Source organism: Granulicella sp. 5B5, from assembly GCF_014083945.1.
Lineage (GTDB): Bacteria > Acidobacteriota > Terriglobia > Terriglobales > Acidobacteriaceae > Granulicella.
This window is the reverse complement of record NZ_CP046444.1, coordinates 2,425,581-2,448,855: the sequence shown is the minus strand read 5'-3', so window position 1 is coordinate 2,448,855 and position 23,275 is coordinate 2,425,581. Positions and strand designations below refer to the sequence as shown.

The window sequence follows — 23,275 nt, the reverse complement described above, 5'->3', positions numbered from 1 at the left end:
ATACTCCTCTGCCACTGCAAATCTCATCTCTGCTGCGCTCCTCCCGCCGCCGATGTACGCTGTACCAGGGACACCTCTTCTTATGGCGAAGACCAAAAAGACGTTCTCCGCGACCAAGGCCGTCAAGGCCAACGCCCGCGAGCGAGTAGGCACACCGCCTCCCTCGCGGCCTTTGCCTACAACCAAAGAGAAAGCCGCCGCGCACCCCAAGCACAAAGAGACCCTCGCCGACCTGTTGAATAAGCAACGCGACTGAGCTGTCGGGAGCCTCCTGCTCGCCGGCCCCGCGCCATCCACTCCATCCGCCTCCGGTACTCTATCTCTATGCCGATTAGCTACGCTCTGGTCATCTTCGAGCTCGCCGTCATGGTGCTCTCCCTCTCGCTGCACGACTGCGCCCAGGCCTGGATGGCCAACCGCCTCGGCGACCCCACCGCGCGCATGATGGGCCGCATCTCCATGAACCCCGCGCAGCACTATGACCTTCTCGGCACCATCATCTTCCCGCTCATCTACGCCTACCTTGAGCCCCCTTTTATCATCGGCTGGTCTAAGCCCGTCCCCATGACCTCCCGCAACTTCCGCAACCCGCGCCGCGATGAAAACATCGCCCTGCTCGCCGGCCCCGCCGCCCAGTTTCTCCTCGCCACCGTGGCGCTTGTCGTCCTCATCATCATCCGCCACGCCAACCCCGCGCTGACAAACTCCATCGCAACCGCCGCACTCCTCGCCCGTCACGACCTCACCGTAGGCACCGACGGCCTGCCCGGCATCTTCCCGCTCATCCTCTTTCTTTACTTCTGCATCCTCGTCAACCTTCTGCTCTTCGTCTTCAACCTCGTCCCCTTCCCCTACTTCGACGGCGGCAAGATCCTCATGAACTATCTCCCCTACGAGATGGCCAAATCCTACGAGCGCTTCGGCCTGCTCTTCATGTTCCTCTTCTTCTTCGTCGGCTTCGGCATCGTCATGCTCTTCTTCGCGCCGTTCTTCAACATCTTCAACCACCTCCTCTTCACGCTTTAGACTCCATCGTCCCCCCTCGTATCTCGGCTCTCGTACCTGTCCCCCTCCATGTATCCTTAACAACTGACACAATGAGCCCGACCCACCCACGTTCCGTACCTCGTCCTCGCGTCCTCTCCGGCATGCGGCCCACCGGCCGCCTGCATCTCGGCAACTATATGGGCGCGCTCCATAACTGGGTGAACCTCCAGCAGGACTACGACTGCTACTTCTTCATCGCCGACCTCCACGCGCTCACCACCGACTACGCCGACCCCTCGCTCCTGCAGCAGAACCTGCAGGATGTCGCGCTCGACTTCCTCGCCGCCGGCCTCGATCCCGGCCGCTGCGTCATCTTCAAGCAGTCCGAGGTCATGCACCACGCGCAGCTCCATCTCCTCTTCAGCATGTTCACGCCACTCGGCTGGCTGGAGCGCGTGCCCACCTACAAGGACCAGCAGGAGCAGCTCCGCGAAAAGGACCTCGCCACCTACGGCTTCCTCGGCTATCCACTTCTTCAGGCCGCCGACATCCTGCTCTACAAGCCCGACTTCGTCCCCGTCGGCGCCGACCAGGTCGCGCACGTCGAGCTCACCCGCGAGGTCGCCCGCCGCTTCAACAGTCTCTATCCCGGCGACTTCTACACCTCGCCCGACGCCGCGTCATGGGAGATGCCCGCCATCCTCGAGAAGGCGCGCAAGCTCGCCGGCGAACCGAAAACCTCCACGCGCACCAACTTCTCGCACGCGCAGATGTTCGAGGCCGCCTCGCAGACCAAAAAGCTTTCACCCTTTGGCCGCCTCGAAATCCTCCCCGAGCCACAGGTGCTTCTCACACCTTCGCCCAAGCTCCCCGGCCTCGATGGCCGCAAGATGTCCAAGAGCTACGGCAACACCATCATGCTCGCCGACTCCGAAGCCGAGATCCGCGCCAAGCTCAAGGTCATGGTCACCGACCCCGCGCGCATCCGCCGCGACGACCCCGGCAACCCCGACATCTGCCCCGTCTTCGATCTCCACAAAGTCTTCTCTACCGAAGCTGTTCAGCAGGAAGCAGCCGCCGGCTGCCGCAGCGCCAGCATCGGCTGCATCGAATGCAAGAGCTGGGTCGCCGACGCCATCGTAGAAAAAATCGCCCCCATGCAGGAGCGCCGCAACGATCTCGAACGGCGGCCCTCTGTCGTCAAAGATGTCCTCGCCAACGGCAAGGACCGCGCCATCAAGCGCGCCAGCCAGACGCTCGACGAAGTCCAGACCGCAATGGGGCTCAGCTAACCATGCCCGAAGAAACCAACCTCGACAAAACGTCTTCTCAAGAAGAGACTGTCCTCCTGAGCGAAGCCTCACCGTCTTCTCACGAGGCGCAGTCGAAGGACCCCGGCGCTCCCAGCCCTGCCGATGCAGTTGACGCCATTTCAACCTCGGAACCCGCAGCCACGGACGCTGAAGAGAACGCCGCGCCCGCTGCCTCGCGCAAGCCCTTCGTGCTCGAACACCCGCCCACACCGCCCGCGCCCGATCCCAAATCCGTCCGCGAGCGCAAAGACCGCGACAAGACCAAGGACGAGGCCAGCCAGTCGCCCTTTTCCATCACCGTCGGCAAGGTCTACGACGGCCCCATGGACCTTCTGCTCGACCTCATCCGCAAGCAGAACATCGACATCTACGACATCCCCATCGCCCGCATCACCGAGCAGTTTCTCGAGTACACGCACCACCTCAAGCAGACCGACGTCGACGCCGCCGGCGAGTTCATCTACACCGCCTCGCTGCTCATCCACATCAAGTCCAAGACTCTGCTCCCGCGCGACCCCTCCGACGTCACTGGCGCCGATGCCGAAGACCCGCGCCGCGAACTCGTCGAGCGCCTCCTCGAGCACGAGCGCTTCAAGGCCGCCGCCCAGATGCTCCAGCAAAAGCAGCTCGTCGAAGACGCCTCCTGGACGCAACCCGGCCTCAAGAGCTTCCTCAAGGACCAGGGCATCGTCTCCGCCGACGACGAGCGCGAGATCGACGCCGACACCGTCGACCTCGTCCGTGTCTTCCAGGACATCCTCGAGCGCCTGCGCAACCGCCCCATCCACTCCATCGACGAAGATTCAGTGACGGTGGCGCAGATGATTCAGTTCGTCAAACAGCGCCTGCTCATGGAAGACCGCCCCATCAGCCTGCGCCGCATGTTGGCCAACACCAAGTCCGAGCGCGCGCTCATCTGCACCTTCTTAGCGATGCTCGAACTCGTGCGGCTACAGGCCATCCTGCTCCGTCAGGCCGTCGGCCTCGGCGATATCCTCGTCAAAAAATCCGATAACTTCGAGCAGGTCATCGCCGACCAGGCTGCCATCCGCGACGACTGGAGCTAAAGAAAGCAAGCGAGGGCAGGAGCGGCATGGAACTCAAGCACCTCAAATCCTTCCTCGCCGTCGCCGAACGCCTTAGCTTCATCCGCGCCGCCGAGCACCTGCACCTCTCGCAGCCCGCGCTCAGCGCCCAGATCCAGAACCTCGAAGAAGAGCTTGGCGTAAAGCTGCTCTACCGCACACGCCGCGTCGTGCGCCTCACGCCCGAAGGCGAGATCTTCATCGAAGAGGCCCGCGCCACACTCGCCCGCGCCGAACGTGCCATCCAGCGCGTACAAAAAGCCTCCCGCGGCGAAGTCGGCCAGCTCCGCATCGCCTTCGTCTCCTCCGCGGCGCTGGAGATCGTTCCCCACATCGTCACCCTCGCACGCCGCAAGCTGCCCGAGGTCTCACTCGACATCCGCAACATGCGCACCTCGCTCCAGCTGCAGAGCTTCCGCGATAACGCCATCGACGTCGGCTTCCTCCGCCTCCCGTTGCAGGACGACTCCCTCCGCCTGCAGGTCATCCACCGCGAACCCTTCGTCATCGTGCTCCCCGCATCGCACCCACTCGCTCGCCGTGACCGCATCAAACTCGCCGACCTCCGCAGCGAGCTCTTCGTCGCCTACGGCCGTCACTGGGCTCCCGGCTTCTTCGACGCCATCATCCGCCTCTGCACCGACGCAGGTTTCTCACCCAACATCGTCCAGGAGACCGGCGAGATGTATACCGCCACCGCACTCGTCGCCGCCGGTGTGGGCGTCGCCATCCTCCCGCGCTCCATCGTGCTCTCCCAGCGCCAAGACATTGCCATCAAACCCATCTCTCCCAAACTGGCGGTCTCCGAAATCGCCATCGCCACCCGCAAAGACCGCGACACACCCATGCTCCGCGCCTTCCTCGCCATCGCCACAAGCTGCTCCCGCCTCTAGCCTTACCCACCTCTATCCCACCACCTGTCATTCCGTAGCGCAGCGAAGGAATCTGCTTCTCGAACCCCCACAGATGTGTCATCTCGACCGGAGGCGCACCGCGCCGCAGCGGAGAGACCTGCGTCTTAAGCCTCACCACCACTGATAATGAAAACAACTTACTGAATCCGTAAGATACGATTGGACGAATCACTGCACGAGGCATCGAATCAATCATGCGGGGCGAACTCAGAGCCCACAAGGAGATTCCCATGAGCAGCATCCTCGAGCAAGATCAAACCGAAGCCCCCACAGACCCCTCACGCCGCCGCTTCCTCGGCCGCACCTCCCTTACCCTTGCCGCCGCCATCGGCGGAGCCGCCGTCGCCCACGCGCAGCAGCGCTCGCAGATCCACGCCGGTGAAGCCGACCACTCCAGCAGCAACCCCGGTCAGGAAAACGCCGCACTCCTCGCCGAAAATCCCAACTCCAACACCCCGCCCGAGACCGACTTCGGCGACATCGGCCCCATCTGGTACTCCTTCGACCTCGCCCGCAAGCGCGTCGAAGAAGGAGGCTGGACGCATCAGGTCACCCAGCGCGAGCTCCCACCCTCCAAGGACATCGCGGGCGTCAACATGCGTCTCACCGCCGGCAGCTTCCGCGAACTCCACTGGCACACCGCCGACGAGTGGGCCTACATGCTCTACGGCAACGCTCGCGTCACCGTCCTCAACCCTGACGGCACCATCTTCATCGACGACGTCTCCCAGGGCGATCTCTGGTTCTTCCCCGCCGGCTACCCGCACTCCATCCAGGGCCTCGGCCCCGACGGCTGCGAGTTCCTCCTCGTCTTCGACGAAGGCGGCTTCTCCGAGGACGGTACCTTCCTCGTCTCCGAGTGGCTCGCCCACACCCCCGACGAAGTCATCACGAAAAACTCCAACCTCGACGCCGCCGCCATCGCAAAACTCCCCAAGCGCGAGCTCTACATCTTCCCCTCGGACCTCCCCGACACGCTCGCCGCGGACCGCGCTGAAGTCGGTGGCTCCAGCGTCGCCTCCAAACAGCAGTACACCTTCAAGATGCGTTCGATGGAGCCAACCCGCGCCGATAGCGGTGGCGAGGTCCGCGTCGTCGACTCGCATAACTTCCCCGTCTCCAAGAGCATCGCCGCCGGCCTCGTCATCCTCAAGCCTGGCGCCATCCGCGAGCTCCACTGGCACCCCAACGCCAGTGAGTGGCAGTTCTACCTCGCCGGCAAAGGCCGCATGACCGTCTTCATGCCGCCCGGCCGCGCCCGCACCATGGACTTCAACGCCAACGACGTCGGCTACGTCCCCGCCGTCGCCGGCCACTACATCGAAAACACCGGCACCGAAGACCTCATCTTCCTCGAGCTCTTCAAGGCCGACACCTTCCAGGACTTCTCCCTCAACAACTGGCTCCGCCGCCTGCCCACGCAGATGGTCACCGCGCACACCAACCTCACCGCCGAAGAGATCCGCCGCATCCCCACGGAAAAGCAGGAGATCATCGGCCGCTAGTACCCCAAGGCGCGCTGCACGGCCATTCCGTCAGCGCGCCTCAACCTCCCCTCCCCCATCGCATGCAGTACTCTATGCATATCCCCTTCTGAATGCAGGAGCCCGCCATGCGCACCCTCACCCATCGTGTCTTCACCACGAAAGCCGCCACGCTCCTCCGCGCTCTCTGCGTCCTCTGCGTTTGTCTCTCGCTCTTCGGCCGCACTCAAGCGCAGACGCCCGAGCACCCCTGGCACATCCGCGCCGTCGTCATCTCCACCTTCGAGGTCGGCAACGACACCGGCGACATCCCCGGGGAGTACCAGTTTTGGGTCGAGCGCGAGCACCTCGATCAAATCGTCGACTTTCCCGGCGGCGCCGACCTGCCCGCAGGCCAGCACGCCCTCCGCACCAACAAAGACCACACCATCCTCGGCATGCTCAGCGGTACCACGCTCACCAACGCCACCGCCAGCATGATGGCCCTCGGCCTCGACCCGCGCTTCGACCTCACCCACGCCTACTTCCTCATCAACGGCATCGCCGGCGTCGACCCCAACGTCGCCAGCATCGGCTCCGCCGCCTGGGCGCACTACGTCGTCGGCGACGTCGTCCGCATGATCGACCCCCGCGAGATGCCCAAGGACTGGCCCTACGGCCTCTTCCCCACCGGCTCCATCCGCCCCAACCCGCCCACCACGGACGCCCCTAGCTGGCACCGTTCCAACCTCTTCACCCTCAACCCCAAACTCGTCGACTGGGCCTACGCACAGACCAAAGATCTAAAGCTCATGGACGATCCCAAAGTCGCCACCTTCCGCACTCGCTACACCGGCTACCCCAACGCCCAGCGCCCGCCCTTCGTCCTGCTCGGCGACACCTTCGCCTCCGACTACTACTGGCACGGCGCCATCATGAACAAGTTCGCCGAGGACTGGGTCCGCCTCTGGACCAAGGGCCAGGGCACCTTCGCCATGACCGAGATGGAAGACTCCGGCTTCCTGCTCGCAGCCGAGCGCCTCAGCCACATGCACCGCATCGACTACGACCGCATCCTCGACCTCCGCACCGGCAGCAACTTCTCCATGCCCGCCCCCGGCCACGAGCCCGTCGAGAGCCTCACCGCACCCTACATCGGCAGCAAGGTCTCGCTCGAAACCGCCTACCTCTGCGGTTCCACCGTCCTGCACAAGATCCTCGACAACTGGTCCACCACCCGCGACACCATCCCCGGCAACTGATCCGCCAGCCACGGTCGCCGTCTCTAGCGGGACGCTACGGTAGGCAGTACTACCGCTAACCCCTTTGCGCTGCGGATCATAGCCCCAAAACCAGGGGGGAGCCCTCAGCCAGCGAGGTAACCCTCAGTTGAAGCACCGGATCAGCACCGCCGCCAGCGAGACCCCCATAACCGGCCCCAGGATCGGCACCCACGCATAGCCCCAGTCCGCATCCCGCTTCCCCGGCAGCGGCAGCAGGCTATGCACCAGCCGAGGCCCAAAGTCGCGCGCCGGATTGATCGCATACCCCGTCACGCCGCCCAGCGACATGCCGATCCCCCACACCAGCATCCCCACCAAAAATGGTGAAAGTCCGATCGCCAACCCACTGGCGCCACCCACGGCCTTCGAAGTAATCGCAGCAATCACCAGAAACAGAGTGAACGTCCCAATCATCTCCGCCACCACATTCGCCAGAGGCTTCCGTATCGCAGGCCCCGTGCAGAAGCACGCCAGCTTGGCATCGGCATCCTTGGTCACCGCCCAGTGAGGCCAGTACAGCGCCACCACCAGCGCCTGCCCTGCCATCGCCCCAAGGATCTGCGCCGGAATATAGACCAGCGCCTTATGCCAGTCCCCGGTCATGATCCCCGAAGCCACCGTAATCGCAGGGTTCAGGTGAGCATCGGCACTGCCCCATGCCGTCGACGTGAATACCCCGGCAAACACCGCCAGCCCCCACGCAGCCGTAATCGTCAACCACCCGGCCCCCTCGGCCTTCGACCGCTTCAGCAGCACCCCGGCAACCACGCCGTTGCCCAGAAGGATAAGGACCATCGTCCCCATGAACTCCCCCATGAAGGGGCACACCAGCGAATGAACCAAAGTCGTCGTACCGTCTCTTTCCTCAGATTCCCGTTCCACCCAGCCGTATCCGATTATCCCGTCGCCAGTTGTACCAGCGCATGAAGATCCATCGGTGAATCTGAGCTCACACCGCGAGGCAGTGTAGGCGCAACCACCACCGCCTGGCTCTGGCCCTCCCACCACACCAGGAACGACGACTGCTCCGCGCCCGCCAGCCGCTGCTGGTTCACCCAGTGGTAGTAGGCCGCCATATCGCCATCCACCAGTGACCCCGCTGGATCCAGTTCGTTCACGTTGCCCGTATTAGCCAGCAGCTCGTTCATAGGTCTCTGTCGCTGCCGAGGAGCATACCGCACCAGCAGCGTCAGCGGCTCGGCTCGTCGCAACACCTCACGAGTCGTCCACTGCGCAAATGTCGTACTGAAGATCTGCGTCCCTGACCCCTCAGTAAACAGCCTCACCTGAAACCCATCCAGAACAGCATCACCGCCACGTTTCATCCCCAGCTCCGCAGGCACCAGCCGGGCCAGGTCCGTCCGCAGTTCCTCCGGCCCCATCCCGGGTTTGGCAATCTCCGTCTTCATAAACGTCAGCAGCCGATCACGCACCGGCGACAGCGCATCGTAGCTCACCGTAGTCAACCCGCTCGTCGGCCGCACTACCGTACCGCCATCAACATACCAGTGCCCATACGCCACGGGATGCGCCTTCGCTCGCGCTTCCGTCGTCGCGATCAGTGCTTCCAGTCCGCCCTCAGGCTTCACCGCCGTAAAGTAAGTGCCATGCTTCCGCAGTGCGCGAAACAGCGGCTCCTGCGTGCTAAAGGCCCCTTGCCCGATCACAGCAATCCCCAGCCGCTGAACCGGCAGCACTGGCACAGCTCGCGCCGTCTGCAGCTGGTCGCCATATGTAACAGCCGCCTCGCGGAACGCATCCAGCTGATGCGTCGTCCATAGGTACGCCGACTCCTGCTCGACAAACTGTCCCGGCTTCGTCACCCACTCCGTACGCTCCAACTTTGCCGAAAGCTTCAGCGCCGCGAACCCCCTGAACCGCTCCACTAGCTGCGAGGCCGAAAGAGCACTCAGGACCGAGAGCTCCTCATCCATCCGCGCACGCTCTACCGGAAACTTGTAGTCATACTCGATCAACTCACGCAGCAGCCCCGGCAGAAAACTCAGCGGTAACTGCCGAAGCAAGGCCAGATGCTCCACCGCCAGCCTCTTCGCCTCCGGCGGATACGCATCGAACTGCGCGGCTTGAAGTTCGCTTGGCAGCATGGCGTTACAACAGCTCCTGGATCGGCTTACCCTGCGACTGCTCCGCAGAGAATCCCATCATCGCGCCGATGCTCGGCACAAGATCAATCGACTGCACCGGACTGTCGTACACCACGCCCTGCCTCACACCCGCGCCCAACGCTATCATCCACGTCGTTCGCGACTCCGCATCTCCCGTCCGATGGTGCTGAAACCCATTGCCACCGGCATCTTCATCCGCGTCGCGTCCAAAGTCCGGCAGAATTAGCATCGTAGTGTTGCCCGCATACTCCGGCTCCTCCTGCACGGCCTTCCACAACGCAGCACATAGCCTGTCGGTCCTGCGGATCGCGTCGATGTACAGCGAATAGGCACCCGAGTGCGCCACATCGATATCGTGCATCGTGATCCACAGCAAACTCGGCGACTCCTGCCGCATCAGCTGTCGCGCAATGTACACCGAAAGCTCATCCGGGCTCGAAAGGCTCTTCGCATGCGCCATAAAGTCATCCACCGATAGCTTCAGCACCTTCTCCAGTTGCTGCAGCTCAAACTCCCCACCCGCGATCTGCGGCGCATAGAGCGGCGTCTCGTAGTTGTCATGTAGCAGATGGCTATAATCCGTCTTGCCTCCGCCCGCCGCAGCACTCAGCAGATGCTTCGGCAGCACCACCTGCGCTCCCAGCCCGGCACCATAGCTCCTGCAATCGCTCTCGCCAATGCGGTTGAATCCATTGCTCGGCGCCACGACCCACGCATCTGACACAGGCCGCCCCAGGTCCTTCCGGAAATACTCAAAGACCGTCGGATGATCAGGCGGCACAGCCGAAAAGTTATTCAGCGTCTCATACACTCCCGTCGCCAGGCTCGCCGTCGCAACATAGTGTCCAAGGATGCCGCGGTTCGTCACCTGCGTAAAAAAACTCGACTGCGGCGCCAGTTCCCCAAGCATGTGCGGAATGTTGACCTGTCCTTCGGGAGCAAACGTCTCCTGGTCACGTGCGCCGCCGCCGAACGTAATCACAATCACCTTGCGCTTCTTTCTGGCGGTCGCGGCATGCACAAAAGGGCTCGCACTCAGCAACGAACCACCCAGAGCCATACCCGCCACATCGCGCAGAAACTCACGCCGTGTGCGACCGAGACGGCGTGCGACCTCGAGCGGTGCAAGACTTGCCCGGCTGGTGACGGAAAGTCGATCGCGAAAGAAGTCAGCCATGATGCCTCCGTCTACGGATTGCCGGTGGGCGCCTTAGAGGTGTACACAAACTGTTGCAGTTCGTCTCCCTCTTTATCCGACGCGGCGAGGTGTTCGGAACGAAGCTTCTGATAGATAGCAAACTCCGCCTGCGCCTGCGATTTGTCGCCCATGTGGGTGTAGTCAGTGGCCAGGCGGAAGTGAGCATCGGCAAATTTGGGATCGAGTTCGATCACGCGACGATACTGCGGCACGGACTGCGCATAGTCATGTCGGCCAGAGTACAGATTACCCAGCTCGAAGTGAGCTTCAGTAAGTTTCCCGTCGAGCGTGACCGCACGCTGAAGAAGAGACTCTACATGCTGCATATCAACAGGCGCGCCTTCGGTTTGTCCGCCTTTCCAGAGACTCATCGCGTAATAGTACTGCGCGAGCGCGTTGTTCGGCTCCAGGTCCGCATAACGGTGGAAGCGTTGAATGACCTCCGGCGTATGGCTCTGCTGTGTGTAATAGGCCTTCGAGAGGAACAAATAGCAGCGAGGCTCCCTGGGGCTGATGTCTGCCCCAGCAAGCAACGCCTTCACTGCCTCTTCATAGAGCCCGCGCGCATAGAGCGAAATCCCGAGCCCGATCAAGATGCGCGGCGAGCTCGGATATCGCTGCGCCGCAGCGCGAAATACCTCGATTGCGGGGTCGTAGGTGCGGTGCAGAAGGAGCTCGCTGCCCCAGTCGAACAAGTTGTTCTCACTGGGGTCTAGATGCGCGGCAGTCTCGAACTCATTGGCGGCATCGACATACTTGCCTTCCTTCTCATCGAACTGCGCCTCCAGGTCATGCAATTCACCTGTGTTCTTTAGTTGCAGAAGCGATTGCACCACCTGATGACCCGCAGCGTAACGACCGACCATAAGGTCAGCGGTTGCAAGGTCGTATCCGTTATCGTAAGCGTCCGGCTTGATCTGCTGGGCCTTTTCCAGAAACGGCACAGCCGCGGCAATCTTGCCGCCTTGGATATAAAACTCACCCAGGTTGTGGTTGGCGGTGTAGTCCTGCGGTGCGATGGCGAGCGCCTCGCGAAATTCTCCGAGCGCCTGGTCCGGTCGACCGAGCCGCAGGAGGCTGGCGGCGAGATTGGTATGTGCCTCTTCAGCCTTCGGATTCAGGCGCGTTGCCGCTTCAAGGTACGGTACGGCGCGCTCGTCCTGTGACATCGACGCATAGCAGAGGCCAAGAAGCTCTTCTACAGGAAAGTACTGTGGACCTAGGTGCTCCAACGCAGGATCGTTCGGTATGGGAAGAATGGCTTCCAGTTGCACCGCTGCCTGCGACGGTCGTCCTTCTGAGTATTCGGCCTGAGCAGATTGGAGGATCGTCTCCAGCCGCTGGTCTGTAGGAGGATTTGCGCCCTGCTGCGCCGCACCGATGGCGCTGCAAAGAATGCAACCGGCAGTCAACATCCGATAGCTTCTCCGGCTCACCATCGCTACCAGCAACCTCGCACGAGCCCCAGCCCACGGCTCCCCCCAACGATAAACCCCGGAAAGAGGTATAGTAGCGTCCTTCCGGGGCTTCGTGTTTGGGCTAGTAGTACAACTTGAAGGCAAACTGGATCTGGCGCGGGTCGTACGGATTGTCGCGTGTAGCTCCGACTAAGCCGAAGTTGCTGTTGTTGAAGGCTGTTGAACCACTGATGGAGACGACACCATTGCCACCAAATCCAGGGGCGTCGAAGTTGGGATGGTTGACGATATTGAAGAACTCCGTACGGAACTGGCCACGGAAACGCTCGCTGAACTTGATGTCCTTGAACAGCGAGAAGTCGAGGCGGTGGAAACCCGGCCCTGAGACGGTGCCCTGCGAGTCGCCGAGGATCGCGCTGCCTGTGAGCGGAATGCAGCCAGCGGTTGCGGCGGCACCCAATGGGCAGGGTTGCTGGAACGCCGCCGGGTTATTGAACCAGCGAGGTCCGTTCGCGGTGATGTGAATCCCCAGATCGGGATTCTGTCCCGGTACACGCACATCGTTACAGCTTGTTCCAGCCGTTGTCGCGGTGGGGCAGCCAAGTGTAATCGGTTGACCGCCCTGCAGCGTGAGGATGTAGTTTGCCGACCAGCCTCCGATCAGATAGTTCATGCCTCTGCCGGCAGAGCTTGCGAAGTGCTTGCCTGCGCCAAACGGAAGTTCATAGCCGCCACTGAAGTGCAGTACCTGCCGAATATCGAAGTCCGCCGGGCCATAGTCAAAGCTCGGTCCAAGCCCCGGAACGGATGGGGCACGGAAGCCACCGAGACTACCTCCGTTGAGGAGGTCGAGTGCGTCGGAGAGCGTCTTGGAGTAGGTGTACGCGAACAGGAAGGACAGACCATTGGCATAGCGCTGCTCGAGCTTGACCTGCAGGCCGTTGTAGTTGCTGGAACCGGCCGTCGCCTGGTAGCTGGCGCCCGAGCCGAAATCGACGAATGGAACCGTGCCGCCTGTGCCGGGCGCAGCCGGGTTCTTTGTGTTGGCACTCGCTGGCAGGATGGCTGTTACGTTATTGCTGCCGATACCGATCTGCAGATGTTGGGCCTGCGTAAAGACATACGCCACGGTAGCTGAGAGCGAGCGGGTGAGAGCATACTCCACGCTGAAGTTGGTGCTGAGCGTGCGTGGTGTCTTGTAGTCGAACTGGAGGCCTTGCAGACCTAGATTCGCCGGGTTGACCAGGGCAGGATTGAAGCTGAAGCAGGAGAGGCCGGAGCCTATGCTCGCTGTTTGCCCTGGGCCAGCCGTGGCGCAAGGTGGGATAGGTGGGGTCGACGTAGGATTGCCAGCGTACGCGGTGTTGTAGCTGACCGGCGCAACTCCCGACGCACCGGGGGTTGTTAGCGGTGACTGCCCCGAGTAGTTGAACTGGAACTGGAAGGGATAGTTTTCGCCGATGTTCGGGCCATAGCCTTGATTTTCAAACGAGTTGAAGAAGTATCCAAAACCCGCACGGAGAACAAGCTTGTTGCTTGCCTGGTATGAAACACCGATGCGTGGCGAGACATTGGTCTTCTGAGTCTGCACGAGGCCCTGGCCATACTTGTCGGTCTGCTCTAGCGTAATTCCATCCGTCTGTAGCAAAGCGGCAAACACAGGATATGTCGACGCAACATTCGCATCCGCCTTACCTGACGCAGGGATGAGATAGGTCGGAGTGCCGTTATTGAGTGGTCCGTTGGGTACAAAGTTCGCTTGGCCGCCATTGGTCTCTCGAATCGGCGAGAAGTAGTCGTAGCGAACGCCCAGGTTGAAGGTCAGCTTTGGAGTTGCCTTCCAGTCATCCTGGATATAACCCGCAAGATAGGTGCGATAGTCATCGGTCTTGCTGGAGTTTGAAGCCTGGACGTTATCCGAGCCACCGGAGTAGTCGAAACCATTGGGAACGGTCGCCACCTCCGGCACGATGAGGAACTGTGCCAGACCGGTGGTTTTGCTGTTCTGGGCCGGAACGTCAGTGTATGTCCCGTTGTAGTCGAAGTCACCTTTCGCATTCGGCGGCTGTAGTACATCGTTCTTTACGAGCTGCGATTCAATGCCCACCTTGAAGCTGTGGGTCTTGTAGACCTTGGTGAAGTCATCGGTAATCTGCAATGTCTGGCTCGTCTCATCCGACGGCAGGTACGAGTTGGAGCCAAGCGTCGACAGGCCGCCAAAATTGATCTGGGGAAGGCCGCCATTCTCAGAGAACTGCGGGATACCCTGAATGCCGTACTGAGCAGGGATGCCGTTGACGCCACCCTCAGGGCCGTAGCGCGTGGTGTGCAGGTGGTTGAAACCGACATGGAGCACGTTGATGGTGGATGGCGTAAAGACATGCGTATAGCCTATGACCGACTGATTGGAGTGCGCCGTCTGGATGCCCTGCTGGAAGGCGCCGCCATCGGCAATGCCGCCGAAGACACCAGGAATGTACTGAGGATCGTCGACGTAGCTGAAGCGGCCGAAGACCTGGTCCTTCTGGCTCGCATTGTAGTCGACGCGAACATCAAAGGCGTTGCGATGTTCATACAGGTCGGGACTGGAGACGAAGTTGGAAGCGTAGAGGCTGTTCGTCGGCTTCGGAAATAACGAGAGAATCTTGAGGGCCACCGGGTCTATCCGGCCTGCTGGGATCTGATTGCCCGCGAACGGATCGCGCACGTAGCCAAGGGGCGTTCCCACCGGCACAGACCCACTGGTGGGTTGAGGGGTGACGATGCCTGAGGTTTGATCGAGCACACCTGCGCTTACAAGTCGGGTCGTCGCGGGATCGAGAACAGCGCCGAGCGGAATACTGCGACCGAGAAGGTCGACCTGCGGTTTCGCTCCAGCCTGTCCATTCAGGATGTCCGCGAGGTTTGTGTATCCGCTGTTGATCTCATTCAGTGTAGGAACAGTGGCGGTTGTGGTCTGGCCCTGTACACGCCGCAGGCCTTCGTAGTCACCGAAGAAGAAGAGCTTGTCTTTGATGATGCGGCCGCCGATAGATGCGCCGAACTGGTTCTGGCGGAACGCAGCCTTCTTTTGGCCGGCAGGCTCGAAGAAGTCGCGAGCGTCGAGCACATCGTTGCGGAAGAACTCCCAGACCGAGCCGTGCAGGCTATTGGTACCGGACTTGATGGAGGCGTTGAGTACGGCACCGGCTGCGCGCCCAAGGTCGGCGCTGTAGTCCGAGGTCTGCACCTTGAACTCGGCGATGGCGTCAATCGGAGGCAGCACGATGAAGTTGGTGCCGTTCAGGAAGTCGACCGCGTTGGAGTTGTTATCGATGCCGTCGAGCAGGTAGTTGTTCTGCGCTGGCCGCAGCCCGTTGGCGGAGAACGCACCGGAAGCCGAGTTACCGCGTGTATCGGCCTCTGCCGACTGCGTACCGGCTCCCAGTTGAGCAAGAAACGTGAAGTTACGTCCGTTCAGCGGCAGGTCGTTGACGGTCTTTTCCGTGACCACCTGGCCGACCGAGGACTCGTCTGTCTGTAGTTGCGGAGGCTCCGTCGTGACTTCGATCGTGTCCGAGATCGCGCCCGTCTTCAGCTGGATGGGAACCTGCAGGTGCTCTGCAATGTTGACGGTCAAGTTTTGCTGCGTCGTCTTCTGAAAACCGGGCGCTGATGCGGTGACCGAGTAGTGTCCGATCCTGACCGGAGAGAAGGTGAACTCGCCTGCGCTGTTGGTGGTGCCCTGCAGCTTCAATCCGACATCGGTGTTGGTAACGGTTACGGAAGCGCCGGGCACGACGGCGCCGGTGGGGTCCATAACTGTGCCGGCGATCGATCCTTCATCGACCTGTGCGCCCGCGTACCCGGCCGTAGCCATTAACAAAAATAGAAACGCCAGCGCAAAGCGTGCTGGCTTCAATGTGCGCGTGATCGGATTGCGATCGTGGTTCATCCGAAGTTACCTCCTCCAAAGTTCCTGCATCGTGCTGTTCGCTCCCTGCGGCGTTCGCGCGGTCAGTGCGTATTGCCTGGCCGTCATTACGAAAAATCACGCCGCAGTGTAAGCGCTTTCAATATTTGCCGCCACAATCCAAGCCAACGGAAGAAATCGTGTCAAATGCTGCTTCAAGTGCTTTATCCGCCAGCTCACTGTCCATGCTCGGCTTCAAGATCACAAAGCTGGGGAAGTAAAAGGTTCGCGACGATGTAACCGCTTGCATATGTCTCGCCGGAACACTACTGAACTGAACTGGCACTGTCAATACTTCAAATTTGGGACACACCAAAAAGCTGTCTATCCAACCTGCACACCTACTCCGCGGCATGTTGTCCCTTCTCCACCACGCTGACAGCGGAGTGGTATTCTGCGGACGCTCAATGCCCGCCCTTCGGATCTGCATGCCACATCGCTCCCCCCACAAAACGCTCCTCTCCAGACGTGAGCTTCTTCGCGCTTTAGGTGCCACAGCCTTCACTCTTCGCGCGGCGCCTTTCTGTGGCAGTCCTCTTCTGCGCGTGCCCGCGGGCACGCAAAATCACCATGAATCCTTGCTTTTCGGTGACACCACACGCTACCGTCCTCACTATCCTTCGCCGTCTTCGCTCGCCGATGTCCTCCGCCTCGTCCCTCCCGGTTCGGACTCGTACATCACCGAGAGCTACGCCTCCCAGATCGCCGTTCTCTTCGCACTCTGGGCCCGCAAACTAACTTCCGTTTCTCCGAATCACGAACATCTCCTGGCGCTGCTGTCAGACCACTTCGAGGCCTCTTCTCTGATACCTGCACACGAGGTCGTCCTCCGCGATCGCGCAGGCATCCATGTCTCGCAACGCAGCTTCGCACCCGCCGCCAGCACCACGTCCGCAGCCTTCCTCAAGGAGATCACCAACTGGCTCGACCCGCTCTCGGCCATCACCGTTGCAGAGTTCGAAATCTACGCCATCGACGTCGCCTCCACCTCCCCGCTCACCGTGCAGATTGAGATGCGCTACAACATCGCAGGCACACGTCATGACCGTCGCCGGGAAGAACGCGTCGGCGGCTGGCAGCTCCTCTGCAGCCAGACAACCCCGCCCGCGTGGACCATCCACCGCTGGCAAGCCCTCAGCGAACGTCTCAGCATCGGCGAGCCCTCTTCCTTCATCGACATCACAGCGCACGCCCTCGCGGGCAACAGCTCCTATACAGATCAGCTGCAACACGGCGTCGATCACTGGCGCACCGTGCTCGACGGTGCTTGTGGCATCGACATCTACGCCAACAACGGCATCACGGCCGGCGACTACAACAACGACGGCCTCGACGACATCTACGTCTGTCAACCCGCCGGCCTGCCCAACCGCCTCTACCGCAACCGCGGCGACGGCACCTTTGAAGATGTCTCCGCTCACGCCGGCGTCGATGTCCTCGACAACACCGCCTGCGCCCTCTTCGCGGACTTCGACAACCGCGGCCTGCAAGATCTCCTCGTCGTCTGCGGCAGCGGCCCGCTGCTCTTCCGCAACAACGGCGACGGCACCTTCGCTCTCAAGCACGATGCCTTCCAGTTCGCTGCCCCGCCCAACGGCACCTTCACGCACGCCGCCCTCGCCGACTACGACAACGACGGCCGCCTCGACATCTACTTCTGCACCTATCAGTACTACCTCGGCCTCGACCAGTACCACTACCCCGTGCCCTACTACGACGCCCGCAACGGCCCACAGAACTGCCTGCTCCACAACGAAGGCAACGGCCGCTTCGTCGAGACCACGCAGGCCGCAGGCCTCAACGTCGAGAACAACCGCTACAGCTTCGCCTGCGCTTGGGGCGACTCCAACGGCAACGGCGCGCCCGACCTCTGCATCGCCAACGACTTCGGCAAGTCGCAGCTCTATCGCAACAACGGCAACGGAACCTTTCAGCACATCTCGCAGCAGTCGCACGTCGAAGACGCAGCCGCCGGCATGAGCGCCTGCTGGGCCGACTTCGACAACGACGGCCATCAGGACATCTACATCTCAAGCATGTGGGAAGCCGCCGGCCAGCGTGTCTCCCACCAGAAGCAGTTTCACCCCGATGCCACCGAGGAGGTCCGCTCCACCTATCAGCGACAAGCCCTCGGTAACGCTCTCTACCGCAACCTCGGCAATGGCACCTTCCACAATGGCGGCGCGGAGTCCAACACCGCCATGGCCCACTGGTCCTGGGCCGCCGACGCCTGGGACTTCGACCACGACGGCTTCTCCGATCTCTACGTCACCAATGGCTACATCTCCGCCGCCGACCTCACCGACATCGGCAGCTTCTTCTGGCGGCAGATCGTCGCCAACTCTCCCGACGACGCCTCCCCGCGCCTCGCTTACGAGCACGGCTGGAACGCCATCAACGAGCTCGTCCGCGCCGACAACTCCTGGAACGCCTACCAACGCAACGTAATGTTCGCCAACAACGGCGACGGCACCTTCGCCGAGGTCTCCTCCGTGGTCGGCCTCGACTGTCTCGAAGACAGCCGCTCCTTCGCTCTGGCCGACATCGACCACGACGGCCGCCTGGAGCTTCTTCTCAAGAACCGCAACGCCCCGCAACTCCGCATCCTCCGCAACAACCTCACCGAGATCGGCCACTCCGTCTGCTTCCGCCTCCGTGGCCACAAGAGCAATCGCGACGCCATCGGCACGTCCATCACGCTCCAGGCAGGTTCACTCAAGCAGACCAAATATCTTCAGGCCGGCACCGGCTTTCTCGGCCAGCACTCCAAAGAGCTCTTCTTCGGCGTAGGAATATTCGAAGGCCCACTCACTGCCACAATCCATTGGCCCAGCGGCCTCGCCCAAACCTTTGAAGCTCTCCCCATCAACCAGCGCATCGAGCTCGAAGAAGGCCTCGCCACCTTCACATCCAAGCCATTCGTTGCACCGCCCCAGCTCTACCAACAGCCCGGCCCACCTGCACCACGCGAGTCCCTGCCCGCCGACGTCGACACCTGGCTCATTACGCCCCTCAAGGCTCCCGCATTCTCACTCTCTGACACAACCGGCACAACACATCACCTCCAGGACTCACTCGGCAGCTACGTTCTCTTACATCTCTTCGCCACAACATCACCGGCGTCCACGGCACAGCTCGCTCACCTGCAACGCAACCACGCGCAGCTCCACAACGCATCGCTCCAACTCATCGCTCTCAGTCTCGACGAACCCGCACAATCCGACGCCGTCCGCTCCTTCGCCAAACAGTCTGGCCTCGCCTTCCCCGTGCTCCTCGGCACACCCGAAGTCGGCGGTATCTACAACATCATCTATCGCTACCTCTTCGACCGACGCCGCGACCTCGCCTTCCCCACCGCCTTCCTCCTCGACAAGGAAGGCCAGATCGTCAAGGTCTACCAGGGCTCCATCTCCGCCGATCGCATCCTCCACGACGTCGCCACGGCTCCCACCACGCCGCAGCAGCGCATCGAACGCGCTCTGCCCTTCAAAGGGCGCCTCTATCAGAGCACGCTCCAGCGCAACGACTTCACCTACGGTGTCGCCCTCTTCCAGCACGGCTACTACGAGCAGGCCGAGTCCTCCTTCCAACAGGTCGTCGCCACCCGTCCCAGCGACCCCGAGGCCTACTACAACCTCGGCACGCTCAACCTCCGCCGCAACAACTTCGACCAGGCACGTGAATACCTCAACCACGCCCTCAAGCTGCGCTCCAACTACCCTGAGGCCTGGAACAACCTCGGCATGATGGCCGCGCAACAGGGCCACGCAGAAGAGGCCGTACAAAACTTCCAGCAGGCACTCGAACTGCGCCCCGACTACGAGATCGCGCTCCTCAATCTAGGCAACGTCTACCGTCGCGCCGGAGCATACCCACAGGCTGAGTCCGCCCTCAAGCGTGCGCTCGCCCTGCAGGCCGACGATGCCGAGGTCCACTACAGCCTCGGCATGCTCTACGCCCAGCAGAATCAGCTCCAGACCGCCGCCGGCTATCTCCAGCAGGCCATCGTGCTTCGCCCCATCTATCCGGAAGCACTCAACAACCTCGGCATCATCTACGTGCGTCTCCAGCAATTCGACCTCGCCGAGCAGCAGTTCAAAACCGGCATCGAGCGCGCACCTGACAACGACCAGGCCTACCTCAACCTTGCGCGCCTCTACGCCATGCAGGGTGACAAGGCGCGCGCCCGCGCTGCCTTGCAAAGCCTCCTCCAGCACCAGCCGCAAAACGCCGTCGCGCTCAAAGCCCTGGACACACTGCAATGACAATGCCCCTTCGTCCGCACAACGCACTCCTCACCGCGCTTCCCTCACGCAACACAGCGTCTCTATAATCTGCCCAGCATGATCACCCCTCGCCGTCGCTTCCTCGGTTCCTCTCTCGTCCTCCTCGGCGGGGCACTCACCGACGCCCTCGCCACGCCACTCTGGCGCTGGAAGCATCCGCTCACCGTCGAAGCCGTCGAGACAAAGCCCGGCAACCTCGGCATCCGCTTCGTCGATGTTGCTCAAACCGCCGGCCTCAACGTCACCAACGTCTGGGGCGGCATCGACCACAAGCGCTCCATCATCGAAACCAAGGGCTCAGGCCTCGCCTTCTTTGACTTCGACAACGACGGCTGGCTCGACATCTACCTCACCAACGGCAACCGTCTCGACACCACTTGGCCTGCCGGCAAAGCGCCCACCTCGCATCTCTTCAAAAACAATCGCGACGGCACATTCACCGACGTCACCGAACACTCCGGCCTCGGCATCACCGGCTGGCAAACCGGCGTCTGCGTCGGCGACTACAACAACGACGGCTTCGACGATCTCTTCTGCTGCTTCCTCGGCCACAACCGCCTCCTCCACAACAACGGCAACGGCACATTCACTGATGTCACCCGCAAAGCCGGCCTCTATCAGGAGCAGGGCCGCTGGGGCGCGGGCTGCAGCTTCCTCGACTACGACCGCGACGGCCACCTCGATCTCTTCGTCTGCAACTACATCAAGATCGACCCCGACAAGATCCCGCCCGCCAACGAAACCCACTACTGCCAGTGGAAGGGCGTGCCCATTCTCTGCGGCCCACGCGGCCTCCCGCCCGACACCAACATCCTCTACCACAACAACGGCGACGGCACATTCACCGACGTCTCCGCAAAGTCCGGCATCCTCGCGCCCGGCCCACGCTACTCCATCACCTCCGTCTCCTACGACTTCGACAACGATGGCTGGCCCGACATCTACATCGCCGTCGACTCCATGCCCAGCGTCCTCTTCAAGAACAACCACGACGGCACATTCACCGACATAGCCGTCATGGCCGGCTGCGCCTACAACGAAGACGGCCACGAGCAGGCAGGCATGGGCGTCGCCGTCGCCGACTACGACTGCGATGGCTTCTTCGACATCTTCAAAACCAACTTCGTCGACGACACCTGCAACCTCTACCACAACAACGGCGACGGCACATTCACGGACGTCTCCGCGCCCTCCGGCGTCGGCGTCAACAATCGCTACGTCGCCTGGGGTTGCGGCTTCCTCGACTTCGACAACGACGGCTGGGCCGACCTCATCCAGGTCAACGGACACGTCTATCCCGAAGTAGACCGCTACAACTTCGGTGAGACCTACAAGAACCCCCGCATCGCCTACCGTAACCTCGGCAACGGCCGCTTCAAAGACGTCTCCGCCGAGCTCGGCCCCGGCATCAGCGAGCGCTTCTCCAGCCGCGGCGCAGCCTTCGGCGACTACAACAACAACGGCTGCATGGACGCCCTCGTCCTCAACCTCAACGACCCACCCTCATTACTTCGCAATGAAGGCGGCAGCAACAAGCAGAACTGGATCAAAATCAAGCTCATCGGCACGCACTGCAACCGCACCGCCATCGGCGCGCGCGTCCGTGTCATCACCGGCAAACACATTCAAATGGACGAGGTCGCCAGCGGCGGCAGCGTCATGTCACAGAACGATCTGCGCCTGCACTTCGGGCTCGGCAAAGCCGACACCGTCGACATGATCGAAATAAAGTGGCCCACTACGCAAAAACTCGAGCACTTCCCCCACATCAAGGCCAATCAGATCCTCACCATCCGCGAAGGCGAAGGCATCATCAAGTCCGACAAACCCAGCACTAAGGCGTAGCAACTGTCGGCGCATCACCCGGCTTCGCAAACAGAAACTGCTTCACCGCCTTGCGTTGTCGCTCCGTCGCTGCCGCCTGTTCCTGCGTCACCTTGTCATGCATGGCGAACGCTTCCTTCGCCTTCTCGCGCTGCCCCGTGCGCTCGTACGCCTTCGCCAGCCGATAGTAAGCATCCGCCATCATCGGGTCCGCATCAATCGCCTTCGAGTAGTACCCAATCGCCGTCGGCAGATCCTTCCGCTGCGCCGCAAGCACGCCCAGCTCCAGGTACCCATCGCCACACTTCGCATCCAGCGCGACAGCCTTCTTCAGCAGCGCCTCAGCCTGTGCAACCGCAGCTGCATCCGGAGCACTCTCCTGCCGCCTCAATAGCGCCATCGCATACAAATAATGCGCCTCGGAGCTCCCCGGCTTTAGCCGCACATAGCGCGCCAAATGCGGCTCCACGCATGCCAGCGCCTCCGGCGCTGCAAGCTCCACCTTCCCCATAAACTCGTAAGGCTCCGCATCCTCCGGCGCAAGGTCTGAGGCCTTGCACAACCGCTCCGCCGCCTGTTCATACCGCGCACCCGCAAATAGCGCCGTCCCCAGCGCCGTCTGCATCCGCACCGAAGCCGGATACATCTCCGCCCCATGCTCAAACACCGCCGCCGCCTGCCATATCGCACGATGCACCAGCAGCTCCGAGCCCCACTCAAACTCGTTCACCTCGCTCGGCTCCAGCTTCGCCGCCTGCTCAAACTCACGCACCGCCGCCAGCGGATCGTCACCCTTCTCATCCACCTCGCCAGCCAGCCGATACAGGTTCGCTGTCGCATGGGCCTGCAGCGCAGCATGCACCCGCTCCTGCGCCTTCGCGACCTCACCGCGGTCCTCATCTTCGCGGACCTCAGCCGCAACCTTCATCTCATCCGGAGTCGCCGCACCCGCACCATCACCCGGCAAACTCGCCGTCGCACTCGCCAGCGATTCGCTCGTCCGCAGCGTCGCATCCGACCCATGCCCACCCACCGCCGTCCAGTCCGTCACGCCCGCCACTGAAAACTTCGGAGCATCGCTGAACTCCATCTCGCCCACAGAATTCCCAGCTGGCCGCAGCACCAGCACCATCGGCTCCACCAGCTTCGCCGCCGACACATCTGCGCGTGCTTCCATCCCTCGCGCCGAAGCCGTCACCGAAGCATCACCCTGCGCCACTGCCGGCAGCACAAACCTGCCCGCCCCATCCGTAATAGCTTGGACATCCACACCCGCAGCCTCCCGCAGCCGCACAGCTGCACCCGTCACCGCAGCGCCCTTCGCGTCCTTCACCGTCCCCCGAACCTGCACCGTCGGCTGCTGCCCGCCAGCCACACCGGCGCACAGAACAGCCACAGCAACTGCTCCGAGCCACCTCTCTTTACG

15 protein-coding genes are annotated in these 23,275 nt (G+C 61.9%); 9 read left to right on the top strand and 6 right to left on the bottom strand.

What is annotated here, in order from left to right; genetic code table 11:
- The first annotated feature begins 82 nt into the window (after positions 1-82).
- The 7 genes from GOB94_RS10260 to GOB94_RS10230 all read left to right on the top strand — a co-directional run bounded on the left by GOB94_RS10260 (position 83) and on the right by GOB94_RS10230 (position 7,024).
- Positions 83-256, top strand: coding sequence for a hypothetical protein (locus tag GOB94_RS10260; protein ID WP_182275833.1), 174 nt, complete (start codon positions 83-85; stop codon positions 254-256).
- A gap of 68 nt (positions 257-324) precedes the next feature.
- Complete coding sequence (locus tag GOB94_RS10255) at positions 325-1,026, top strand: site-2 protease family protein (protein WP_182275832.1); 702 nt, start codon at positions 325-327, stop codon at positions 1,024-1,026.
- A gap of 71 nt (positions 1,027-1,097) precedes the next feature.
- Positions 1,098-2,279 carry a tryptophan--tRNA ligase gene (gene trpS, locus GOB94_RS10250; RefSeq protein WP_182275831.1) on the top strand — a complete coding sequence of 394 codons (1,182 nt, stop codon included), beginning with the start codon at positions 1,098-1,100 and terminating at the stop codon, positions 2,277-2,279.
- A gap of 2 nt (positions 2,280-2,281) precedes the next feature.
- Positions 2,282-3,367: a segregation/condensation protein A gene (locus GOB94_RS10245; RefSeq protein WP_182275830.1), complete on the top strand. Its 1,086-nt coding sequence runs from the start codon at positions 2,282-2,284 to the stop codon at positions 3,365-3,367.
- A 26-nt stretch (positions 3,368-3,393) separates the two neighbouring features.
- Positions 3,394-4,278 (top strand): LysR substrate-binding domain-containing protein, encoded by an 885-nt coding sequence (locus GOB94_RS10240; RefSeq protein WP_182275829.1) that lies wholly within the window; start codon positions 3,394-3,396, stop codon positions 4,276-4,278.
- A 251-nt stretch (positions 4,279-4,529) separates the two neighbouring features.
- Positions 4,530-5,804 (top strand): cupin domain-containing protein, encoded by a 1,275-nt coding sequence (locus GOB94_RS10235; protein ID WP_182275828.1) that lies wholly within the window; start codon positions 4,530-4,532, stop codon positions 5,802-5,804.
- A gap of 107 nt (positions 5,805-5,911) precedes the next feature.
- Positions 5,912-7,024, top strand: coding sequence for a purine nucleoside permease (locus tag GOB94_RS10230; protein ID WP_182275827.1), 1,113 nt, complete (start codon positions 5,912-5,914; stop codon positions 7,022-7,024).
- Between the two features lie 123 nt (positions 7,025-7,147).
- Here GOB94_RS10230 and GOB94_RS10225 read toward each other — a convergent pair whose 3' ends face one another.
- The 5 genes from GOB94_RS10225 to GOB94_RS10205 form a co-directional block, all read right to left on the bottom strand.
- Positions 7,148-7,840 carry an MIP/aquaporin family protein gene (locus tag GOB94_RS10225; RefSeq protein WP_255483837.1) on the bottom strand — a complete coding sequence of 231 codons (693 nt, stop codon included), beginning with the start codon at positions 7,838-7,840 and terminating at the stop codon, positions 7,148-7,150.
- A gap of 101 nt (positions 7,841-7,941) precedes the next feature.
- The gene (locus tag GOB94_RS10220) at positions 7,942-9,150 is read right to left on the bottom strand and encodes a hypothetical protein (RefSeq protein ID WP_182275826.1); all 1,209 of its coding nucleotides are present in this window, start codon (positions 9,148-9,150) and stop codon (positions 7,942-7,944) included.
- Between the two features lie 4 nt (positions 9,151-9,154).
- Entirely contained in the window at positions 9,155-10,348 is a 1,194-nt protein-coding gene (locus GOB94_RS10215) for a hypothetical protein (RefSeq protein WP_182275825.1), read from the bottom strand.
- An 11-nt stretch (positions 10,349-10,359) separates the two neighbouring features.
- Positions 10,360-11,643: a tetratricopeptide repeat protein gene (locus GOB94_RS10210; protein WP_255483836.1), complete on the bottom strand. Its 1,284-nt coding sequence runs from the start codon at positions 11,641-11,643 to the stop codon at positions 10,360-10,362.
- Between the two features lie 265 nt (positions 11,644-11,908).
- On the bottom strand, positions 11,909-15,721 hold the full coding sequence (locus tag GOB94_RS10205; protein ID WP_182275823.1) for a TonB-dependent receptor: 3,813 nt from the start codon (positions 15,719-15,721) through the stop codon (positions 11,909-11,911).
- A gap of 596 nt (positions 15,722-16,317) precedes the next feature.
- Between GOB94_RS10205 and GOB94_RS10200 the strand changes: the two genes are divergently transcribed.
- On the top strand, positions 16,318-20,004 hold the full coding sequence (locus tag GOB94_RS10200; protein ID WP_255483835.1) for an FG-GAP-like repeat-containing protein: 3,687 nt from the start codon (positions 16,318-16,320) through the stop codon (positions 20,002-20,004).
- 78 nt (positions 20,005-20,082) lie between these two features.
- Positions 20,083-21,870 carry a CRTAC1 family protein gene (locus GOB94_RS10195; RefSeq protein ID WP_182275821.1) on the top strand — a complete coding sequence of 596 codons (1,788 nt, stop codon included), beginning with the start codon at positions 20,083-20,085 and terminating at the stop codon, positions 21,868-21,870.
- Here the strand turns inward: GOB94_RS10195 and GOB94_RS10190 are convergent.
- The gene (locus tag GOB94_RS10190) at positions 21,860-23,245 is read right to left on the bottom strand and encodes a carboxypeptidase regulatory-like domain-containing protein (RefSeq protein WP_182275820.1); all 1,386 of its coding nucleotides are present in this window, start codon (positions 23,243-23,245) and stop codon (positions 21,860-21,862) included. The two genes, GOB94_RS10195 and GOB94_RS10190, sit on opposite strands and share 11 nt — an antisense overlap.
- Positions 23,246-23,275 lie beyond the last annotated feature (30 nt).

Coding starts and splice junctions, on each gene's coding strand:
- GOB94_RS10260 (WP_182275833.1), top strand. CDS start 83: ATGGCGAAGACCAAAAAGACGTTCTCCGCGACCAAGGCCGTCAAGGCC.
- GOB94_RS10255 (WP_182275832.1), top strand. CDS start 325: ATGCCGATTAGCTACGCTCTGGTCATCTTCGAGCTCGCCGTCATGGTG.
- trpS (WP_182275831.1), top strand. CDS start 1,098: ATGAGCCCGACCCACCCACGTTCCGTACCTCGTCCTCGCGTCCTCTCC.
- GOB94_RS10245 (WP_182275830.1), top strand. CDS start 2,282: ATGCCCGAAGAAACCAACCTCGACAAAACGTCTTCTCAAGAAGAGACT.
- GOB94_RS10240 (WP_182275829.1), top strand. CDS start 3,394: ATGGAACTCAAGCACCTCAAATCCTTCCTCGCCGTCGCCGAACGCCTT.
- GOB94_RS10235 (WP_182275828.1), top strand. CDS start 4,530: ATGAGCAGCATCCTCGAGCAAGATCAAACCGAAGCCCCCACAGACCCC.
- GOB94_RS10230 (WP_182275827.1), top strand. CDS start 5,912: ATGCGCACCCTCACCCATCGTGTCTTCACCACGAAAGCCGCCACGCTC.
- GOB94_RS10225 (WP_255483837.1), bottom strand. CDS start 7,840: ATGGTCCTTATCCTTCTGGGCAACGGCGTGGTTGCCGGGGTGCTGCTG.
- GOB94_RS10220 (WP_182275826.1), bottom strand. CDS start 9,150: ATGCTGCCAAGCGAACTTCAAGCCGCGCAGTTCGATGCGTATCCGCCG.
- GOB94_RS10215 (WP_182275825.1), bottom strand. CDS start 10,348: ATGGCTGACTTCTTTCGCGATCGACTTTCCGTCACCAGCCGGGCAAGT.
- GOB94_RS10205 (WP_182275823.1), bottom strand. CDS start 15,721: ATGAACCACGATCGCAATCCGATCACGCGCACATTGAAGCCAGCACGC.
- GOB94_RS10195 (WP_182275821.1), top strand. CDS start 20,083: ATGATCACCCCTCGCCGTCGCTTCCTCGGTTCCTCTCTCGTCCTCCTC.